At 67.0% G+C, this 19,684-nt stretch carries 14 protein-coding genes; 2 read left to right on the top strand and 12 right to left on the bottom strand.

Features of this window, described 5'->3' with window-relative positions:
- Window position 1 precedes the first annotated feature (1 nt).
- The 4 genes from tuf to ACNSN4_RS00655 all read right to left on the bottom strand — a co-directional run bounded on the left by tuf (window position 2) and on the right by ACNSN4_RS00655 (window position 5,661).
- Window positions 2-1,267 carry a translation elongation factor EF-1 subunit alpha gene (tuf, locus tag ACNSN4_RS00670; protein WP_418283841.1) on the bottom strand — a complete coding sequence of 422 codons (1,266 nt, stop codon included), beginning with the start codon at window positions 1,265-1,267 and terminating at the stop codon, window positions 2-4.
- A 249-nt stretch (window positions 1,268-1,516) separates the two neighbouring features.
- Window positions 1,517-2,503, bottom strand: a complete 987-nt coding sequence (locus ACNSN4_RS00665; protein WP_418283840.1) for a homoserine dehydrogenase — start codon at window positions 2,501-2,503, stop codon at window positions 1,517-1,519.
- Window positions 2,500-3,102, bottom strand: coding sequence for an amino acid-binding protein (locus ACNSN4_RS00660; RefSeq protein ID WP_418284342.1), 603 nt, complete (start codon window positions 3,100-3,102; stop codon window positions 2,500-2,502). The genes ACNSN4_RS00665 and ACNSN4_RS00660 overlap by 4 nt, the downstream gene beginning before the upstream one ends.
- 369 nt (window positions 3,103-3,471) lie before the next feature.
- Entirely contained in the window at window positions 3,472-5,661 is a 2,190-nt protein-coding gene (locus tag ACNSN4_RS00655; protein ID WP_418283839.1) for an elongation factor EF-2, read from the bottom strand.
- A gap of 209 nt (window positions 5,662-5,870) precedes the next feature.
- Between ACNSN4_RS00655 and ACNSN4_RS00650 the strand changes: the two genes are divergently transcribed.
- On the top strand, window positions 5,871-6,515 hold the full coding sequence (locus ACNSN4_RS00650) for a bifunctional 4-hydroxy-2-oxoglutarate aldolase/2-dehydro-3-deoxy-phosphogluconate aldolase (RefSeq protein WP_418283838.1): 645 nt from the start codon (window positions 5,871-5,873) through the stop codon (window positions 6,513-6,515).
- Between the two features lie 459 nt (window positions 6,516-6,974).
- On the opposite strand, the gene ACNSN4_RS00645 is transcribed toward ACNSN4_RS00650, so the two are convergent.
- The 6 genes from ACNSN4_RS00645 to ACNSN4_RS00620 form a co-directional block, all read right to left on the bottom strand.
- Window positions 6,975-10,544: a DNA polymerase II large subunit gene (locus tag ACNSN4_RS00645; protein WP_418283837.1), complete on the bottom strand. Its 3,570-nt coding sequence runs from the start codon at window positions 10,542-10,544 to the stop codon at window positions 6,975-6,977.
- A 16-nt stretch (window positions 10,545-10,560) separates the two neighbouring features.
- Window positions 10,561-10,980: a PPC domain-containing DNA-binding protein gene (locus ACNSN4_RS00640; protein WP_418283836.1), complete on the bottom strand. Its 420-nt coding sequence runs from the start codon at window positions 10,978-10,980 to the stop codon at window positions 10,561-10,563.
- A gap of 192 nt (window positions 10,981-11,172) precedes the next feature.
- On the bottom strand, window positions 11,173-11,553 hold the full coding sequence (locus ACNSN4_RS00635) for a NifU family protein (RefSeq protein ID WP_418283835.1): 381 nt from the start codon (window positions 11,551-11,553) through the stop codon (window positions 11,173-11,175).
- 495 nt (window positions 11,554-12,048) lie between these two features.
- On the bottom strand, window positions 12,049-12,375 hold the full coding sequence (locus ACNSN4_RS00630; protein WP_418283834.1) for a DUF5783 family protein: 327 nt from the start codon (window positions 12,373-12,375) through the stop codon (window positions 12,049-12,051).
- Between the two features lie 306 nt (window positions 12,376-12,681).
- Window positions 12,682-15,390 carry a heavy metal translocating P-type ATPase gene (locus ACNSN4_RS00625; RefSeq protein ID WP_418283833.1) on the bottom strand — a complete coding sequence of 903 codons (2,709 nt, stop codon included), beginning with the start codon at window positions 15,388-15,390 and terminating at the stop codon, window positions 12,682-12,684.
- Window positions 15,391-15,632: 242 nt separating this feature from the next.
- Entirely contained in the window at window positions 15,633-16,223 is a 591-nt protein-coding gene (locus ACNSN4_RS00620; protein WP_418283832.1) for an AsnC family transcriptional regulator, read from the bottom strand.
- 132 nt (window positions 16,224-16,355) lie between these two features.
- Here ACNSN4_RS00620 and ACNSN4_RS00615 point away from each other — a divergent pair, with 132 nt between their 5' ends.
- Complete coding sequence (locus ACNSN4_RS00615; RefSeq protein WP_418283831.1) at window positions 16,356-16,553, top strand: heavy-metal-associated domain-containing protein; 198 nt, start codon at window positions 16,356-16,358, stop codon at window positions 16,551-16,553.
- A gap of 62 nt (window positions 16,554-16,615) precedes the next feature.
- Here ACNSN4_RS00615 and lpdA read toward each other — a convergent pair whose 3' ends face one another.
- Both lpdA and ACNSN4_RS00605 read right to left on the bottom strand, forming a co-directional pair.
- Window positions 16,616-18,043, bottom strand: coding sequence for a dihydrolipoyl dehydrogenase (gene lpdA / locus ACNSN4_RS00610; RefSeq protein ID WP_418283830.1), 1,428 nt, complete (start codon window positions 18,041-18,043; stop codon window positions 16,616-16,618).
- Window positions 18,043-19,683, bottom strand: coding sequence for a 2-oxo acid dehydrogenase subunit E2 (locus ACNSN4_RS00605; RefSeq protein ID WP_418283829.1), 1,641 nt, complete (start codon window positions 19,681-19,683; stop codon window positions 18,043-18,045). The genes lpdA and ACNSN4_RS00605 overlap by 1 nt, the downstream gene beginning before the upstream one ends.
- Window position 19,684: the final 1 nt, after the last annotated feature.

Below are 19,684 nucleotides of genomic sequence, written 5' to 3'. Positions count from 1 at the left end.
ATTATCGCTCGTTGACTTCGAGCACCTTGCCGGCCGCGATGGTCTGACCCATGTCGCGGATGGCGAAGCTGCCGAGTTCCGGAATCTCGCCGGACGGCTCGATGCTGAGCGGTTTCTGGGGGCGCACGGTGACGACCGCGGCGTCGCCGGACTTGATGAAGTCCGGGTTCTCCTCGGCGACCTCACCCGACGACGGGTCGATCTTCTGGTTGATCTCCTCGATCGTACAGGCGACCTGGGCCGTGTGGGCGTGGAAGACCGGCGTGTAGCCGGCGGTGATGACGCTGGGGTGCTGCATGACGACGACCTGCGCCTTGAACGTCTCGGCGACGCTCGGCGGGTCGTCGGCGGGGCCACAGACGTCGCCGCGACGGATGTCGTCCTTGCCGATGCCGCGGACGTTGAACCCGACGTTGTCGCCGGGGCCGGCCTGCGGCACTTCCTCGTGGTGCATCTCGACCGTCTTCACTTCGCCGCCGACGTCGGACGGCTGGAAGGAGACGTTGTCGCCCGTGTTGAGCATCCCGGTCTCGACGCGTCCCACGGGGACGGTCCCGATACCGGAGATGGTGTACACGTCCTGGATGGGGAGTCGGAGCGGCGCGTCCGTCGGCGGCTCGGACTCCGGCAGGTCGTTGAGCGACTCCAGCAGCGTGGGGCCGTCGTACCACGGGGTATTCTCGGACTCCTCGGAGATGTTGTCGCCTTCGAACGCCGAGATCGGCACGAACGTCGTGTCGTCGGTCGCGAAGCGAACCTGGTTGAGCAGGTTCTTGACCTCTTCGACGACGTCGTCGTACTTGGACTCCTGGTAGTCGACCAGGTCCATCTTGTTGACGCCGATGATGAGCTCGTTGATGCCCAGCGTGCGGGCCAGGAACACGTGCTCTCGGGTCTGGGGCGCGACACCGTCGTCGGCCGCGACGACGAGTACCGCGTTGTCGGCCTGCGAGGCGCCCGTGATCATGTTCTTCACGAAGTCACGGTGGCCCGGGCAGTCGACGATGGTGAAGTAGTAGTTGTCCGTGTCGAACTCCTGGTGGGCGATGTCGATCGTGACGCCGCGCTCGCGCTCCTCGGCGAGGTTGTCCATCACGTAGGCGAACTCGAAGCCGCCTTTGCCCTTCTCTTCGGCTTCCTCGCGGTGCTGCTCGATTACGTGCTCGGGGACGCTCCCCGTTTCGAAGAGGAGGCGACCCACGAGCGTACTCTTGCCGTGGTCGACGTGGCCGATAATGGCCAGGTTCTGATGCGGTTTGTCACTCATGGGGTAATCACGCGCTAAGGCGCTCTGTGAGTAAGTTTCGGTAGATTCCACTAAAACGGTTTCGATACGGACCACAGACAATCTCGCCGCCGTCCGGCGATCTCGACAACGCGGATCACGGGAACACAGCACACGGTCAGTTTCTGCGGCTGCGTTCGTGGAGTCGGTTCCTGTGGCTGCGTTCGTGGAGTCGGTTCCTGTGGCTGCGTTCGTGGAGTCGAGTGTGACCCGGCGACCGCGACGCCGCCGCTACTCCAGTCGACCCACGTCACCGAGGACTGCGCTGGCCGTCTCCGGGCCTCCCGCACCGCGCCCGGAGATGTTGAGTCGACCGGCGTGAGACGTCTCGATCTGAACGATGTTCTGCGTCCCCGAAACCGCGAGCGTCCCGTTCTCGGGGACGAGCCGCGGTGCGACTCGAACCGTCTCGCCCGTCGCCTCGCCGATGAGTCTGACCGTCCGCCCGTCCTCGGCGGCGAGTCGGAGCGCCGATCCGGGCACGTCACGTATCCCGGAGACGTCGGCGTCGTCGAGCGTGAACTCACGGGCGTCGGCCGGGTCGTCGGCCGCCCCGAACGAGAGCACGTTCGCGAGGATGACACACTTCAGCGCCGCGTCCGTCCCGTCGACGTCGAAGGAGGGGTCGGCCTCCGCCACGCCGAGGTCCTGCGCCTCCGCGAGCACGTGGTCGTAGTCGAGCCCCTCGGCGGCCATCCGGGTGAGAATGAAGTTCGCGGTTCCGTTGAGCACGCCCCGGACCGCCGTGACGTGTCCCGGTTCGATGTCTTCGACGGTCGACACCGCGGGGATCGCGCCGCCGACGGTCGCCTCGAACCGGATCTCGCCGGCGCTATCGGCGACGGCCGCCTGCAGGTCGCCGAACCGCTCCGCGACCGGGCCCTTGTTCGCTAACACGGCGTGGCGGTCGCGTTCGAGCGCCGTCGTCACGTGGGAGAAGCCGGGTTCGGCGTCGCCGAGCGTCGTCGGCGTCGCCTCGACGAGGACGTCGTAGTCGGCCGCCAGCGCGTCCGCGGGGTCGTCGTCGCCGACGATCCCCCGCTCCGCCTTTCGGGCCACAACGGCATCGGGGTCGACGCCGGCGTTTCGACCGTTCGCTCCGTCCGCGACGACCGCGGTCGAGGAGTCGGCGACCGCGACGATCTCGTGGCCGTACTCCGCGGCGAGGTCGACGACCGACCGACCGACCGCGCCCGCACCGATGACGGCGAGTCTCACGCCTCCACCCCCGTGAGCGGCTCGACCAGACGCAGATCCTTCTCGTCAGCGAGGTCACGAACCGCCGCGAGCGCCTGTTCCGTCTCGCCCGCGCGTGCCTCCAAGCGGAACCGGGCGCTCGACACTTCCTCGGTTCCTTGCGGTGCCGCGAGCGACACGTCGGCGACCGACGCCGACTCGCAGGCCTCGATCCGCGAGAGCGTGTCGGACAGGTCCGTGTCGATGAGGTGGCCGAACAACAGCAGCGTCACCTCCTCGGCGTACCGCTCCGTCCCCGCTTGCATCACATTCACGCCCTCGCTTCGAAGCGCTTCGACGATTCCCTCGAACCGCTCTTGGGTCGCCTCGAAGTCGACCTCGACCGGGATCCGGCCGCGAGGCGTCTTGTTCCCCCGCTCGTGGTAAATCGAGAGGAGGTTTCCCCCGTTGTCCGCGATCGGGTGGAGCGCCGCGAGCAGCTGTCCCGGCTCGTCGACGAGTTCGAGCCGCACCGTGTGCGTCGAGGGCGTGGTCGCAGCGTGACCGCCGTCGGGCGAGGCGTCGGCCCCGGCTTCCTTGCCGTCGACCGATTCAGGCGCACCGTCGCGACCGTCGCTCACGCGACCACCCCCGGGCTCGCGCTCGTCGATCCACCGGTCCAACGGGTCCGCTGGCACGTCCCTGTCGGCGACGCGGAGCGGTCGCTTACTGGCTCCATCGCGATGCGCCGAGCGGGAGTCGTGCCCGTCTGCATACGCGAAAGGAGTCGGGCGATCCGGTATAAGCCTTCGGCGATGGCAGGCGTTGCCTCGCGCGTCGGCGTGTCAACGTACGACATGAAATGTAACATGAAATCGGCGAGACGAGTTTCGACGGTTCGGATCAGAAGGGAAACGGCGGGAACGACGAATCTCAAATGCTGAAGAAAACCGCGAACGGCGAAACCGCGAAAATCGGCGAAACCGCAGAAGCCGAACCGGTCGATCGAGTTAGAAGTAGTCGATCGACGACGGCAGTTCGAGCTTCATTCCCTTGCGCTCGCGGATCTCCATGATCTTCTCGCGCTGGAGGTTGTCGACGAGCACGCGGAAGCCCGCGTTCTCGGTGTTCCACGAGGCGCGGCCTTCAGTGGCCGAACGAATGTCGGAGGAGAATCCGATCATCTCCTCGACGGGCGCGATGCCCTCGACGACCATGAGGTCGCCCTCCTGGTACATGTCGTCGACGCGGCCGCGGCGACCCTGAATCTCGCCGGACGCGGCGCCCATGTGCTCCGAGGGAACGTCGATCCGGACGTCCTGAATCGGCTCCAACAGGCGGACCTCGCCGTCGATCAGCGCGCGGTGGACCGCGTTGCGGACCGCGGGGATGACCTGTGCGGGACCGCGGTGGATGGTGTCCTCGTGGAGCTTCGCGTCGTGCAGGCGGAACAGCGACCCCTGGACCGGCTCGGCCGCGAGCGGCCCGTCGTCGAGGGCCTCCTGTAGCCCTTCGAGGACGAGTTCCATCGTCTCGTTGAGGTGCTGGATACCCTTCGTGTCGTCGATGAGGATGTTCGTCCGGTGGATATCCTCGACGTTCTGGGACGTGTCCTTGTCCATACCGGCTTCCTGCAGCGCCTCGCGGCGCTCCAGTTCGGGCATGTCCATGGAGACCTCGCCGAGCTGGATCGCGTCGACGATTTCCTGGGCCATCGGCTCGACCGTGAGGTAGAACTTGTTGTGGCGGTTCGGCGACTGTCCTTCGACCTCGCGGGACGCCTCCTGCGGCTGCTCGCGGAAGACCACGATCGGTTCGCCGGTGATGACCGGGATGCCCTGATTGTCGCGGATCCGCTGGGTGATCACTTCGAGGTGGAGCTCGCCCTGCCCGCTGATGAGGTGCTCGCCCGTGTCCTCGTTGATCTCGATCTGGATCGTCGGGTCCTCCTTGGCGACCTGCTGAAGCGTCTCGATGAGCTTCGGCAGGTCGTCCATGTTCTGCGCCTCGACGGACTTCGTGATGACCGGCTCGGAGATGTGCTCGATCGACTCGAACGGCGTCATCTCCACGGAGGAGACGGTGGAACCGGCGATGGCGTCACGCAGTCCGGTGACGGACGCGATGTTCCCCGCCGGAACGCGGTCCACCTCCTCGCGTTCGCTCCCCATGAAGAGCCCGACGCTCTGAATCCGGTTCTTGCCCGCAGTCCCGGAGACGTACAGCTCTTGGCCCTTTTCCAGGGTGCCGGAGAAGACACGGCCCGTCGCGATTTCGCCCGCGTGCGGGTCCATGGAGATGTCGGTAACCATGAAGACGACCTCGCCGTCCTCGTTGACCATCCGCATCGTGTCGGCCAGCTCGGATTCCGGGTCGCCGCGCCAGATACGCGGAACACGGCGGGGCTGTGCGTCGACGGGGTTCGGGAAGTGCTCACAGACCATGTCGAGCACGACGTCCGACAGCGGCGTGCGCTCGTGGAGCTCGTCGCGCTTGTCGTTCTGTTCGAGGTCCATGATGTCGCCGAAGTCCATGCCGGTCCGTTGCATCGACGGCATCGAGACGCCCCACTTGTACAGGGCGGACCCGAACCCGACCGTCCCCTCCTCGACGGAGACGGTCCAGTCGGTCGGGATGTCGTCCATGTTCTCGGCCATCCCGCGGATGAGCTCGTTGACGTCGGCGATGACGGCCATCAGCCGCTCCTGCATCTCCTGGGGACCTTCCTGCAGTTCGGAGATGAGGCGGTCGACCTTGTTGATGAACAGCGCCGGCTTCACGCCCTCGCGGAGCGCCTGCCGAAGCACCGTCTCCGTCTGGGGCATCGCGCCCTCGACGGCGTCGACGACCACCAGCGCGCCGTCGACCGCGCGCATCGCGCGGGTGACGTCGCCACCGAAGTCGACGTGGCCCGGCGTGTCGATGAGGTTGATGAGGTGGTTGGTGTCCCCGTACTCGTGCGTCATCGAAACGTTCGCCGCGTCGATGGTGATACCGCGCTCCTGCTCGTCCTCCTTGGTGTCCATCGCGAGCTGCTCGCCCGCGGTGTCCTGGGAGATCATGCCCGCACCCGCCAGCAGGTTGTCGGAGAGCGTCGTCTTGCCGTGGTCGACGTGGGCGGCGATGGCAATGTTCCGGATGTGCTCCGGGTTGTCCATCAGCCGCTCGCACTCTTGAACGATTTTCTTGCGTCGGCCCATTATACCGTCTGTTATCGACAGCAGGGTCAAAAGGGTAGTGTTTCGCCGCGGCGTTTCACCGCGGATCACCCCCAATCCCCGTCGATATCGTGCATATCAGTCGCACGATCGGGAGCGAGTCGACAGCGTCGCAGCCATGACGACCGCCCGCAGCGGTTCCGCTCCGCCGCTCCGACCGGTTTTAAGTAGCCGCTCGGAAACGGTCGCACATGAACGAGACGCTCTCACGGCTCGCCGACACGGGCGTCGTCGCGGTGCTCCGCGGCGTCGAGGCCGACCAGCTCATCGGAATCACGGAGGCGCTCCGCGAGGGCGGCGTCACCGCCGTCGAGATCACCGCGGACACGCCCGACGTGGGCGAGAAACTCGGCGAGGTCGCGGGCTCGTTCGGCGACGAGGTCGTCGTCGGCACCGGGACCGTCCTCGACAGCGAGACCGCCCGCGCGACGCTGATGGCCGGCGCGGAGTTCGTCGTCTCGCCGAGCCTCCACGAGGACGTCATCGAGACGTGCAACCGCTACGGCGCGGTCACCGCCCCCGGCGTGATGACCCCCACCGAGGCGATCCGCGGCTACGAGGCCGGCGCCGACTTCGTGAAGGTGTTCCCCGCGAAGACGGTGGGGCCGGACCACCTCGCGGCGATGAAGGGCCCGCTGGGGCAGATCCCGATGATGCCGACCGGCGGCGTCGGCCCCGGAAACGCCGCCGAGTACATCGCCGCCGGCGCGTTCGCCGTCGGCGCGGGCGGTGCGCTCGTCGACTACGACGCGGCCGCACGCGGCGACTACGACGTGATCACCGAGACCGCACGCGAGTTCGTGCAGGTCGTCGAGGACGCGCGCGACGACGACTGAGGCGGCGATCAATTCTGAGGCGGCGATCTACTTATAAAACGAAAGAGGAGGGCAGTAGCGGTGGCGCACGCCTCCGAGCGGCCGCTTGCAAGCGGCCGCGAGGAGCCCGTGCGAGGGAGTCGGACCGGCGCGGCTGCGCCGGTCCGACGAGGCTGGGGAGGCGTGAGGTGCGGTTGCGGGGCGGTGTGGGCGGGATTCAAAGGGGCAGCCGCGAGAGCGAGGGCGCGGGACGCAAGTAGCGAGGGAGCAAAGGTCCCTCGGAAAGCCGGCGGCGGAGCCACCGGCGAGACCGCAAGAAGCGAGTGGAGCGAGCGACTGAGGACCGCAGCGACCGCACCGAGTCCTCGCGGCTGGGGCTTTGGAGGCGTTCACCGCCTGAACGGAATCGATCACTTATAAACGACCGCCGATACCGGTCACTGCTTAAAAACCCGCAGAAAGCACAGGCTCACCTCAACCTCACATGAAGTCTGCAATGCCGGACTGCTTGTTGGTGTCGTCCTCGAAGATCGACTCCAGGGCCTCCTCTAACACCTTCAGCCGCTGTTTCGTGTACGGACGACAGCCGAACCGATCGGCGACCTCGATCGCCGTGTCGACGTACTTGTTCACCGACCCCTGATGCACGGTGAGGTTCACCCGGCCGCCGCACTCGCGGCAGTCCCCCGACAGCGGCATCCGGCGGTACTTCTCGCCGCAGTCGAGACAGCGCGTCTCCTGCCGCGAGAACGCTCGGAGATTGCCGATGATGTCCGGCAGGAAGTGGTACTCGATGACGCGCTCGGCCACGTCCGTCTCGTCGACCGCGCGCAGCTTCCGAGCCAGCTCCAACTGCGCATCCATCTTCTCCATCATGTCCCCGAGCGTCTTGTACGCCGAGAGATCCGGCCCCATCGCGATGTCCGTCGTGTCGTGGGTGTGATCGAACCCGTGGTACTCCGCGTCCGTCCCGAGCGTGTCCTCGCCGAGCTGGATCAGGTCCTCGACCGACTCCGGGTCCGCCATCTCCAGCGTCGCCTCGTAGAACTCGCGCGGGTACTCGCGCACGATGTCCATGTTGTGCGCCTCGTCGTCGATCTCCGAAGGGTCGATCCGCGAGGACATCACTAAGGGTGCATCCATGCGACCGCCGCGTTGGTCGGGGAGAAATTCTTTCGAGAAGTTGAGAAGTCCGTCCATAAGAAGCATCACGCAATCCTCGTCGCCATCGCAGTTCCGACGTTTCGCGGCGTGAAAGTACGGATGCGCGTATCCAACGGCGGCCGACGTGAATCCGACCACTCTCCCGACAGTTGCGGCGCTCGTGTGGGGGGCCATCCCGAAGACGAGCTCGCCGACGAGGTCGTCGCGTTCGTTCACCTCGTAAAATCGGGGAAGGCCGTAGAACTGTTCGAGGAGGTCGTCGACGAAGTCGGCGGTCTTCAGCATGTGCTCGGCCGCGCCGTCGGAGAGCACGATGTCCTGCACTCGGAGCTCGACGAGCTGGTCGTCGTGACGCAGCGGCTCGCCGTCGATGTCCGTCTCGTAGCCGATCTCTCGGAGGTGATCGGCCGTCACGTCGAGTTCCTCGGGCCGGACCGACGTGACGGGCAGGTCGGTCATGTCGTAGCGGACCGTCCCGTCTTTGAACGAGGTGACGCCGTTTTTCGCGCGGAGAACGCCCTTCTCCATCGGTTCGGGCGTCTTGTTCCGCGAGGTGAGCCCCTGAACTCCTTTGAGGATCTTGAACGACGCCTCGCGCTCGCCGACGGTCTCTAACGCCGAGTGGTACGCGTCGTTGACGTCGACCTCCTGGTAGGTCGCCGCGTTCACTTCCCACTCGCAGTGCGGGCACTCGACGCGGCCGGCCTCGTCGGGCTCGCAGACGGTCCCGCAGTCGCCGCACTCGTAGTGCGGCTCGGTGTGGACCTCGCAGTCCGGACACCGAGCCTGATAGGTGTGCGTGGTACACTCGGGACAGACCCGGTCGGAGACTTCGACTTCGTGTCGACCGCGGCGACCCTGGTCGTCCATCGTTCTGGCCGCTTCGGCGACGTCGCGCTGCGGTCCGCCCGCCTCGTTGATCGGAAAGAGCGTGTGGACCGCTGGCGAGAGGTCGCGGCTCTCCGATTTTTCCGGGCGTCCCATCCGGTTGCCGATCCGGGTCGGCGCGCGCTCCCTGATCTCGAAGGAGGCGACCTCGTTGACGGCTTTCACCGCGTTCGCGCCGTCGTCCCACGAGCGCGCCGCCGCGGAGAGGTCCTCGGGGTTCCACGACTTCCGAAGCCCGTCGTCGATTCCGATCGACCGCGCCAGCGGGCGCCAGGTGGGGATCCGGAGCGCGTCCGGCGTCGCGACGTGCTCGACGAGCAGCGACTCCAAGGCGTCTTGGGTCGTTTCGGTGCGCTCGATAGCGAGGACGCCTTCGACGACGTCGCCGTCCGCGACCGCCTCGGCGAGCGCCTCGAACGCGTCCACCGACACGTCGTGCCAGAGGTACGTGTACTCGGGGTGTAGCGGGCAGTCGTACTCGCGCACCCACGCGAGCGCCTCGTCGACACTCGGATGTTCGAGGTCGACGTGGGGATCGTCGCGCATCGCCTGCACGTCGGCACCGGCGGCCTCGAACTCCGTGACCCACCACTCGTACACGTACGACGCGGGCGCGAGCGGGTGGTTGTTCTCGACGAACTCGCCGTAGTTGACGAGGTACTCGCCGAGATCGAGCACCTTTTCGACGCCGTTCCGGACCTCCTTCGCCTCCTCGGGGTCGTCGATCCGGCGCACCTCGCCGTTGGCGAGCCGCACCGTCGGCCCCTCGATGGAGTCGACCGGGACGACGCCGTGGGCCTTCCCCGGACGCTCCGTCTTGATCTGGGTCCCGGCCGCGAGGAAGTCGTCGACGAGGTGCATCGTCGCGGGGTGGACACCCCCGGTCGCGAAGCCGTGGTTCCGCGCGCGACCGTATCTGAGCCGGAACCCGCCCGCCTCGCTCGGATGCGTGAAGACGGGTCGTCCCGCGATCAGATCGCGCAGGAACTTCTGTGACGGCTTCGAGCGTAGCGGACCGGTCGGCTCGTCCGCTGCCGCGTCGTCGCCGATGTCGACGTCGTCGTCGCCGTCGTTCTCCTGGTCTACCTCGGCACCGGCGTCGGCGTCGTCCGATTCTCCCCCCTCGTCGGACGCGTCGCCGTCTCCGGCGCCGTCCTTCCCGATGGTCCCGTCGATCAAATCCTGGAGCCACGGCCAGTCGACTTCGTCGAGGTCGCGGGTGTACCGCTGAATCTTCGGCGCTTTCAGCGCGATCCCCTCGGCGGCGACGAGGCACATCCCGCCGCGCGCGGAGTTGGTGTCGACCCGTTCGAGGTCCCGGAACCCGGACACTTCCTCGTCGCCCGTCGCCTCCCCGTCGAGCATGACCGGGATGTGCTTGGCGATGAACTTCGACTCCTTGTCCTTCGGCGTGTACTGGAGGCCGGTCTCCTTGTCGTATAAGGCGATCTCCTCGGCGTAGCGCTCGACCTCGATGTCCCGCGGTTTGTACTCGTCGATGCCCAGAAGCGACCGGGCGTAGTCGGCGACGAGCACCGACAGCGCCTGCGCGGTCCCGCCTGCAGAGCGGATCGGGCCGGCGTAATAGACGTTGACGAACTCGGTGCCGTCGTCGTTTTGTAGCAGTTCGACGCGGTCGATCCCCTCGATCGGCGCGGCGACGACCCCCTCGGTGAGCAGCGCGACCGCGGTCCGGACCGCGCCCTCGACTTTCCCCTCCCGGGAGTCGTAGTCGCCGACGTTGCCGTCGACGAAGTCCTTCACCAGCTCCAGGGCGGCCTCCTCGCGGGACATCTCTCCTTCCAGCTCGCGGACCCGCTCTGCGACCCCGTCGATACCGAGAATGTTCTCGACGCGGTCGGCCATGTCGCGGGCGACCGGGATTTCGACTTCGGGCTTCGGGTCGTATCCCTGACCCTTGGCGGCCCCCGCGAGGTCGAGCGCCTCGTCGAGTCGCTCTTCGATCCGCGCGAAGTAGCGCTCGTCGTCCGGCCTCATCGACGCGCGACCCGAGTCAGAGCCATAAGTCGAGGTCGGTCGTCGGGTCGTGGGAGCGCTCGAGCGGCTCGGCGAACGCGCGCAGGTGACACTCGCCCGCCCAGACGGTCGCGGAGTCGAGGTGTCCCGCGAGCGCCTGCCCGCTCGGCCGAGACAGCACGACGTGGGTGTGCGCGAACACGTCCCCGTCGAGCAGCGAGACGTTGCCAACACAGGCGGCGACCTCCAGCGGCTCCCCGAACGTGACCGATCGGTACTCGGTGTCCTCCTGGTCGTAGAACCAGACGTCGGCGTCCTGTACGGCGCCCAGCGCCGTGAACCAGCCCGCTTCGACGTCTTCCGCGCGGGCGAGGTCCTCGATCTCCTCGCGCCAGTCTGCCCCCGTCTCGAACCGCGCGACGTACTCCGCCGTCGATTCGACTTCCCGATGGTGCATAGGAATCGTCCACGACCGCCGGGGGCAAAAACCCTTCAGTCGCGGGGCGAACATCATTTCACGTATTGATATAGCGATATGCAATTTATTCTATGGCAGTAGGATCCTCCTGACAGAACAGAGACCGCGGTCTAAGCCGCTGAATCGACGAAAAGAAGCGACAACAAAAAAGCGAACTGCGAAGTTCGGCGTTCAGAACGGGGCCTGCGGCCCTTCGTCGTTCCCGTCGCCGTCGTCAGTCGTCTCACCGGGGAAGGAGGGAGACATACCACCGCTGCTGGTCCCGCCCAAGTCGCCGTCGGCGCCCGCGCCCATACCCGTGTCGGCGTGAACCGTCTCGATCTCGGGGATCTCCTTGACCATCCGAGATTTGATCGCTTGGATCGTCATCGGCGAGATACCGCAGCCGGAGCAGGCGCCGCCGAGCTGGATCGTTACCTCACCACTCTCGCGGTCGAGGTGATTGATGGCGGCGCTCCCGCCGTGCATCTGGATCTGCGGGAAGTTGCGCCGCAGGAAGTTCGTGATCCGCTCGCGGAGGTCGTTGTCCGCGTCAGTCGTTTCCGTGCTCATGTCTGCGCCTTGGTGGCCGGCGGGCTTATGCTCTGCGGTGCATGGCGGTAAAAACCTCGCCGTTCACGGCGGGGATACAGCGCTCGTCTTCATTTCACTTCACTGTGCATGGCGAATATTCACATTCCATCGCGTCGTATCGGGAACTGTGCGCGGAAAACTGGCAGTTGACTCGGTGTTTGCCACGGCGAGAGCCGAAACCAAAACAGTGAACCGACCGCGTCTCCAGAAATCTTCGACTTCTGGAAAGCGAACAAGACGTATTGCGCCTTGTCAACGCCGACCGATACAAAGTAACCAGATAACTCGCTACCCCACGCCGGGGACGAGTATCGGTAGCGTGGCACTGCCAGCGCCGTCGGCCGCAACCCATAGATTCCCAACCATCCGAATCGACGGGAGCAACAGCAGAACCTCGGGAAGCGTCGCCCGTTAGCGCGGCGAGGATGTCACGCCTTTGGATGACACGATACTGAGGCTAACGCGCCAGCGCGCTTATTCAGGGGGATCGACCCGCAGCGTGCGGTACAGCTCCGACTCGATCTGTTCGACGTACGCCGCCAGCGTCTCCTCGAACGTCTCGTCGTCGACGAGCACGCCTTGGAGTCGCTCACGGGGGTTCTCCGGTAGTTCGACGTAGAACTCGCCGTCCTCGTACATCGGCTCCGACTCGTTGAGCACCATCTGGTCGATCCCGTGGATCAGCTCGGAGTCGTGGCGGTCGTTCATGTAGTTGAAGGCGTTCTTGTACGCCCGCTGGAGCTCCTGAAAGTAGTGGACGTACTTGTCCTCGAACTTCTCTGGGTCGAACTCGTCAGCCATATCGACTGCGACGATCCGAATGGGAAAAAGCCGGTCGATTCGGCAGTCATCGGAGAGAAAAGCGTCGCAACGCCGTTTGTCCAACGATCGCGACGAGATCAATGGACGTCTCCAATCGGAGACGATCCAGTAATAAATGATATGTCGCGATATAAAATTGGATTCGGCGTTCGGCGAGAGGCAAGTCGGGGAACTGCTGAGGAGAAGAGCGTCGCCGGAGATCGGCGAAACGGTACGAGACGGGTTTCGGTGACACGTCGGGTGTCGAGAAAGTGAACTGACCGAGTCGGCCCGCGTGCCGACTGCCTACCGGAACCGGCCGAGCAGCTTGTACTCCTCGTCGGGATCGTACCGCCGGAACAGCAGGCTGTTCGTCAGCACGCTCACGCTCGACAGCGCCATCGCCCCCGCGGCCAGCACCGGCTGGAGGAGTCCGAGCGACGCGAGCGGAATCATCGAGGTGTTGTAGCCGAGCGCCCACACGAGGTTCTGTTTGATCTTCTGGAGCGTCGCCTCCGAGATCCGGATCGCTTTCACTACATCCAGCGGGTCGTTCCGCATCAGCGTCACGTCCGCGGCCTCGATGGCGACGTCGGTCCCGCTCCCGATGGCGGTGCCGACGTACGCGACGGCGAGCGCCGGCGCGTCGTTGACGCCGTCACCGACCATCATCGCCTGTCGCCCGTCGCGCTGGATCGCCTCGATGGCGTCGGACTTGTCCTCGGGGAGCACCTCGGCGCGAACTGATTCGGGGTCGATACCGACCTGTTCGGCGACCGCGCGGGCCGTCCGCTCGTTGTCGCCGGTGAGAAGCATCACGTCGAGTCCGCGATCGCGGAGAGCGGTGACCGCCGCCTTGGCCCGGTCTTTGACCGTGTCGGCGTTGGCGACGACGCCGAGGAGCTCGCCGGAGGCGTCTGTGCGGACCCGTGCGACGAGCATCGCGGTCTTCCCCTCTCGTTCGAGCCGTTGTAACGTCTCTTCGGCCGGTGACGGATCGATCCCCTCGTCGCGGAGCAGTTTGCGGTTCCCGACGAGCACCTCGTCGCCGTCCACGGTCGCGCGGATTCCGTGACCGGGAACGTTCTCGAACGTCTCCGGAGTTGCGAGGTCGAGTCCGCGGTCCTCGGCTCCGGCGACGATAGCGCGGGCGAGCGGGTGTTCGCTCCCGCGCTCGGCGGTCGCCGCGAGCCGGAGGACGCGGTCCTCGTCAGGAGCGCCGGGGGCGTCGGAGGCGCCAGTCGTCTCGTCACCGTCGGCTCGCACCGCATCGGCCGTGCCGCCGTCGGGAAGCGGGTCGCCGCTCGCGTCGAAGGCGACCACGTCGGTCAGGCGCATCTCGCCCTCGGTGAGCGTCCCCGTCTTGTCGAAGACGACGGTGTCGACGTCTTTCGCCCGTTCGAGGATGTCGCCGCCCTTGAACAGCACGCCGTGTTGGGCACCGATCGTCGTCCCGACCATCGTCGCGGCCGGGGTCGCCAGGCCGAGCGCGCAGGGGCACGCGATGAGCACCGCGGAGGCGAAGACGATGATCGAGAACTCGAAGACCGAGACGCCGCCGCCCGCCGGGGCCGGTCCGCCCGCGACCGCGCCCCACAGCGGGAGCCAGTCGACGAACGCGGCGAGCGCCTCGGGGAAGAGGAACCAGACGGTCCCCCAGAGGAGCGCGTTGGCGATGACCGCGGGGACGAAGTACGCGGAGATGCGGTCGGCGACGTTCTGGATCTCCGGCTGGCGCGACTGCGCCTCCTTGACCGTCCGGACGATCTGCTGTAACGCGGTGTCTCCGCCGACCTTGGTCGCTTCGACGACGAGGACGCCGTTCTCGTTGATCGTGGAGCCGACGACCTCGTCGCCCGACGTCTTCTCGACCGGCACCGACTCGCCCGTGACCATCGACTCGTCGACCGCGGACTGTCCGTCGACGACGACGCCGTCGGTCGGGACCTTCTCGCCCGGACGGATCTTCATCCGGTCGCCGACCGCGACCTCGTCGAGCGAGACCTCCCGCTCCGTCCCGTCCTCGTCGACCAGCGTGGCGGTCTCAGCCTCCAGTTCGAGCAGCGTCCGGAGCGCCTCCCCGGCCTGCCCCTTCGAGCGGGCTTCGAGGTAGTTCCCGAGCGTGATGAACACGAGGATGAACGCCGCCGTGTCGAAGTAGAGGCCGCCGGCGACGACCCCGGCGAGCACCGCGACGGAGTACAGGTACGCGGTCGTGGAGCCGAGCGCGATCAGCACGTCCATGTTGGCGCGGCCGTTCACGACCACCGCCTTGTACGAGTTCCTGTAGAACGGCTGGCCGAGGACGGCCTGGATCGGCGTCGCGAGCAGGAAGTGAATCCACCCGAACTCGACGCCGAAGACGGTGTCAGGGAACACCTGGCCGCCGAGCAGTAAGTGGTCGGCCATGAAGAGGAGGAACGGTGCGGAGAGAACGGCACCGAACAGCGTCAGCCGGAGGTGTTTGGTGATCTCGGCCTCGCGGGCGGCGTCGCGGGCGCTCCGTCCGTCACCGCCTCCGTCCCGAGCGTCGCCGTTGGCTGTGTCACCGTCGGTCGCGTCGCCCCCGACCGCGTCGCCGCCCGCACCGCGGCCCTCGCGAACCGGGGAGTAGCCCGCCGCCTCGATCGCGTCGTAGAGGTCGGAAAGCGAAACGTCGGCGGGGTTGTACGTGACTTGCGCCTCGTCGGTCGCGTAGTTCACGTCCGCCTCGATCACGCCGGGGGTCGATTCGAGCGCGTCCGCGTTGGCCTCCGCGCAGTTCGCACACGACATGTCGGTGATCGCGACGGAGGCCGTCTCGGTGACGACGCCGTAACCGGCCGCGTCGATCGCCGCGAATAGCTCGCCGAGCGACACCGCGTCGGGGTCGTACTCGACCGACCCCTCGTCGGTGGCGTAGTTGGCGTTCGCCGAGGCCACCCCGTCGAGGTCGGCGAGGGCGTCCTCGATCGACGCCGAGCAGTTTGCACAGGACATTCCCGTGATGTCCAGGTGGGCCGTTCTCGTTGGCATGGGTGTACGTACGGGGTCCACCCTTAGGCGGTTTTCTGCTTCGAGATCGGGGGTTCAACCGGAGTGAAACTGTAGATCACAAAGCGCCGTCGCGGGCGGGAGGTCGATGAGTGGGTGAAGGTAGAACGGTCAACGAGGTCGATTTAAGTAGTCAGGCAGTCGGCGCGGAGCGCCTCGCGGCTGGGGCTTTGTGAGTATTCCAGTGTCTTGCTCAGCCACTTATAAACGACCGACCCGCCAGATCAGACCCCTTCTTCTAACCGCTGATACCGCTCTTGAAACCGCGACAGGCAGGAGGAACAGCAGAAGTGATACACCTCGCCGTCGATCCGGGCCGTTTCGCCCTCGCTGTCGACCGTGTTCGAACACTCCGCACAGGTCAACGCGAACTCGACGCCGTCGACGGAGGGCGTCCACTCCACGTCGTCGACCAGCGTAACGGCATACTCCTCGATCGCGACCTCCTCGAACAGCCCGGCCACCCACTCCCGGGCGCTCCGGGCGTCGACGCGGGCGTAAAATCTGAGGTCGCCCTCGGCGGTGACGAACACGTGTTCGACCGCGTCGGCGTCGCGGAGACGCTCCCGCGCCGCGTCGAGCCCCGAAGCCGGGAGTTCCGCGTCGATCAGGACGGGAACGCCCGCCCGGAGCTTCGTCCGATCGATATCGATCGTGAACCCGTTGATAACTCCGGACTCCTCCAATCGCGTCACCCGATCGGAGACGGCCGGGCCCGACAGGCCCACCCGCTCGCCGATCTCGCTGAACGGGCGGCGCGCGTCCGCGGCCAGGAGCGACAGGATCTCGAGGTCGGTCTCGTCCAGATCGCGCATACTCCGGAGTTAGGTGCCGATATATAAGACAGTTGGCCGAGGGCGCTTTGGAATCGTAAGTAGTCCAGGAGTTCGATCCGTGATCGCGAAGCGGAAAACGACAAAGCCCTCCCGCCCCTACGTCATCTTGTCATGAGTCAGACGATCACCGTCGAAGGCATGTCGTGTGAGCACTGTGAACAGAGCGTCACGGAGGCGCTCGAAGGCGTCACGGGCGTCACGAGCGCGAGCGCCGACCGCGAGAGCGAGTCCGCGACCGTCGAGGGCGACGCCGACACGGACGCGCTCGTGAGCGCGGTGAGCGAGGCGGGCTACGACGCGTCTGCCTGAGACGGCACACGCATCCACTTAAAAGAAACAAGCACCGCAACGGCCGCGGAAATACCGCTCTGTTAGCGATTCAGCGTGTGAATCGCCTGTCCCTGCGCGTTCTCCGCGGCTTCCATCACCGCCTCCGCGAGCGTCGGGTGCGTGTGGACCGTCGCCGCCACGTCCTCCAGCGTCGCGCCCATCTCGACCGCGAGCGCGACCTCCGCGATCAGCTCCGAGGCCTCCGGGCCGACGATCTGCCCGCCGAGCACGAAGCCCGTTTCGCCGTCGGCGACGAGCCGAACGAATCCGTCGGTGTGCCCGGTCGTCATCGCTCGCCCGGAGGCGTTAAACGGCATCTCGCCGACGACGGGGTCGAACCCGGCGTCCTCGGCCTCGCTCTCGGTCATGCCGACCGTCCCGATCTCGGGGTCGGTAAAGACCGCGGCGGGCATCGCCTGCCGGTCGAGCGCCGCGGGCTCGCCCGCGATCACTTCGGCGGCGACGATCCCCTCGTTCGAGGCCGCGTGCGCGAGCATCGGGTCCCCGGTCACGTCGCCGACCGCGTGAATGTGCTCGACCCCGGTTCGGGTCCGGTCGTCCGTCTGGATGAAGCCGCGGTCGTCCGTCTCGATCCCGGCCTTCTCCAGGTCGAGCCCGTCCGCGACGGGCTGTCGACCGACCGCCACGAGGATCTTGTCGACGCCGTACGTCGACTCCTCGCCCGCTTCCGTCTCGGACCGCAGGAGGTAGCCGCCGTCGGCTCCCTCGGACCAGCCGCTCGCGCCCTCGCCGAAGTGGAACTCGACGCCGAGCTCCTCGGCGCGCTTGCGGACGATCCGTTTCACGTCGTCCTCGTACGGTTCGAGGATGTCGTCGAGCATCTCGATAACGGTCACTTCAGCGCCGAGCTTGGCGTACGTCGTCGCCAGTTCCATCCCGATGTAGCCGCCGCCGACGACCCCGAGCCGGTCCGGGACCGTGTCGGCGTCGAGCGCGTCCGCCGAGCTCCAGACGTGGTCCTCGGCGAACTCGAAGCCCGGAATTTGGATCGGCCGCGAGCCGGTCGCGACGATCGCGTGCTCGAACTCGATCGACTCGGAGCCCTGTCCGTCGCCGCCGTGAGCGACGCGGACGGTGTGCTCGTCGGCGAACGAGGCCGTCCCCTCGACGAGGTTGACGCCGTTCGCCTTACAGAGCTTCTCGACGCCGCCGGTCAGCTGATCGACGACGCCGTTCTTCCACTCGATCATCTGCCCGAAGTCGACGGCGGGGTCCGCGTGGACGCCCATGAACTCGGCGTTGCCGGCCTCGTGAGCGAGTCCGCTCCCCGTGATCAGCGCCTTCGAGGGGATACACCCGCGGTTCAGGCAGGCGCCCCCGTAGGCGTCCTTCTCGACGAGCGTCGTGTCGAGCCCTTTCTGTGCGGCGCGGATGGCGGCGACGTAGCCGCCCGGTCCGGCGCCGATGACCAGTACCTCCGTTCCGGTTGCGATGTCTCCGACGACCATTATTGGTTCAAGAGTAGCAGCGGTGTTTCAAGGTGATCCATGACGGTGTTCGCGAACTCGGCCGCGACCGCGCCGTCGATGACGCGGTGGTCGATCGACAGCGACAGCGGGAGCGTGGGGGCCGCGACGACCTCGCCGTCGCGGACGACCGGCCGTTCCTCGATGGCCCCCAGCCCGAGAATTGCGGTCTCCGGATAGTTGATGATCGGCGTGGCGTACTCGCCGCCGATGGCGCCGAAGTTGGTGATGCTGAACGTTCCGCCCTTCATCTCCGCCGGTTTGAGTTTGCGCTCGCGGGCGCGCGAAGCGAGGTCCCTGACCTCCTCGGCCAGCTCGAACAGCCCCTTCTCGTCGACGTTCTCGACGACGGGCACCATGAGTCCGGCGTCGGTCGCGACGGCGATCCCGAGGTTGTACTCGCCTTTCAACACGATCTCCTCGTCGTCTTCTCGGAGCTCGCTGTTGAGGTACGGGTACTCCTTCAGACCGGCGACGATCGCTTTCATCACGAACGGCATGTACGTGAGCCGCACGCCCTGCTCCTCCGCTTTCGGCTTCAGCTGCTCGCGCGCCTCGACGAGCGCGTCGACCGCCACCGTGTCGTGGTGGGAGACGTGCGGCGCGGTGTACACGGAGCGCTCCATCTGTTTGCCGATGGTGCGGCGCACCCCGCGGTACGGCACCGTTTCGTCTGCAGAGACGGACGCGTCCTGAGCCGAGACAGGGCCCGCGTCGGCGGCGACCGACCGCGGCTCGGGGGCACCGGCCGCTTCGGTGCCCGATTCGAGCGCGTCGGCGTACGCCTGCACGGCCTCGTCCGCGACGAACGCCTCGCCGTCGCGGGTCTCGTCGGTCGGCACGTCGTCGATGTCGACGCCGAGCTCGCGGGCGAGCTTGCGGGTCGCCGGCGTCGCGAGCGTCGTCTCTCGGTCGGCTGGCTCGGGGGCCGAGCTGCCGGCCGTGGCCGCATCGGTCGTCGACGACCCCGATCCGGCGGTCGAACTGTCGGACGCGCCGCGCTTGCTGACCGCGGACTTCCGGTCGGCGGAGCCGACGTCGGTCGGAGCGGGCCGCGGCTCGGCGGTGTCACCCGCGTCGGCACCGGAGTCGCCACCGGTGGTACCGCCCTCGGCGGCCGCGCGCACGTCGCCCTCGCTCACCCGGCCGCCCGGACCGCTCCCGTCGACCGCGGCGATGTCGACGCCGAGCTCGCGGGCCAGTCGGCGGGCCGACGGCGGCGCGAACGTCCGGCCGGACGGCGTGTCGGGTTCCGCGCCGGCGGCTGTGTCGGTATCACTGCTGTCATCGGCCCTGTCGCTGGCGGCGGTATCGTCGGCGGCCTCCGCGTCGGCTGCCGCGTCGGCGTCGTCGGACGCCGCCTCGTCCCCCGCTCCGTCCTCGTCGACGCGGAACGAGATGATCACGTCGCCGACGGGGACGACGTCGCCCTCCTCGACGAACAGCTCCTCGACGGTCCCGTCGTACCGCGAGGGGACCTCGACGAGCGCCTTGTCCGTCTCGACCTCCGCGACCGGCTGGTCTTCCTCGACGCGGTCGCCGGGCGCGACGAGCCAGCTGACCAGCTCGCCCTCGGCGACCCCTTCGCCCACGTCGGGCAGTTTGAACTCTTTGACCGGCATG

The sequence above is a fragment of the Halorubrum marinum genome (assembly GCF_048381195.1).
In the GTDB taxonomy this organism is placed as follows: domain Archaea; phylum Halobacteriota; class Halobacteria; order Halobacteriales; family Haloferacaceae; genus Halorubrum.
Note: the sequence above shows the minus strand (reverse complement) of the source record. Positions and strands in the feature narration are given on the sequence as shown.